This window comes from Actinomadura sp. HBU206391, from assembly GCF_014323665.1.
Classification (GTDB): Bacteria; Actinomycetota; Actinomycetes; order Streptosporangiales; family Streptosporangiaceae; genus Actinomadura_C.
Map to the genome: position 1 here is coordinate 1 of NZ_JABVEB010000566.1, position 1032 is coordinate 1032.

2 protein-coding genes are annotated in these 1032 nt (G+C 66.8%); both read right to left on the reverse strand.

Annotated elements, in window-relative coordinates:
- The coding region (locus HKK72_RS39445) for a cation:proton antiporter (RefSeq protein ID WP_187239457.1) at positions 1-463 on the reverse strand (463 nt) is incomplete at its 3' end.
- A gap of 4 nt (positions 464-467) precedes the next feature.
- Positions 468-947 (reverse strand): cation:proton antiporter regulatory subunit, encoded by a 480-nt coding sequence (locus tag HKK72_RS39450; protein ID WP_187239458.1) that lies wholly within the window; start codon positions 945-947, stop codon positions 468-470.
- Positions 948-1032 lie beyond the last annotated feature (85 nt).

The following is a 1032-nucleotide window of genomic DNA, read 5'->3' on the forward strand; positions in this document are numbered from 1 at the left end:
GTACCGACAGGACGGCGGGGGTCTCCCGGTTGCCGAGTCGTCGCAGGTCGCCGAGCAGCCGCGCGATGATGCCCGAGGAGGAGATACAGGTCACCCCGGCGATGGCCAGGATGCCGATACCGTCCAGGCCGAGCAGCCATCCGGCCACGGCGCCCGGAACGGCGTTCAGTACAAGGTCGACCGTGGCGGAGGGCACGTGCCGGCGCAGACTGACGGTGAGTTCGGTGATGGAGAATTCCAGGCCGAGAACCAGCAGGAGCAGGACGACGCCGATGGATGCCCCGATCTGGACGAACTCACCGGCGGACGGGACCGGGGCGATGCCTCCTTCACCAAGAGACAGGCCCGTGAGGAGATAAAGAGGGATGGGCGGCAGCGCGAATCGCCGCGCCAGAGTGCCCAGCACACTCAGGGCGGCCAGAATGATGCCCAGCTCCAGCAGCAGGACGGCGGAGGTGTGCAATGGCTCAGGCGTGGATGAGCCGTCGCACGCCGGCGATACCGTCGCGCATTCCGATGACCACCAGAACGTCACCGGCCCGGAGTACTTCGTCAGGCGTCGGTGATGCGATCACGCCCTCATCGCGGACGATCGCCACGATCGAGGCACCGGTTCGGGTCCGCGCTCTGGTGGCCCCCAGCGGACGACCGACATAGGGTGTGCCCGCCGGAACCTCGATCTGCCCCGCGCTCAGGCCGGGCACCTCCCTGGTCAGATCGGCGAACCGCTCGGCGATACGCGGCGCGCCGAGGATTTCGGCGAGCGTATCGGCCTCCTCGCTGTCGAGCCTTAATATCGACCGAGCCTCGTCAGGATCGGCGCCTTCATAGACGACCAGTTCGAACTCCCCGGTCCGCTCCGCGATGACGCCGATCCGGTCGCCCTCGTGGTTGATGAACTCATAGCGCAGCCCGACGCCCGGTAGCAGTACCTCGTTCACATCCATGAACTCATCCTGGCGGTACCACGTGCGAAACCAGCGCAGGGCACCCGGCTTTCGAATCGCCGGCGTTCGAGTTCCGTTGGAGTCC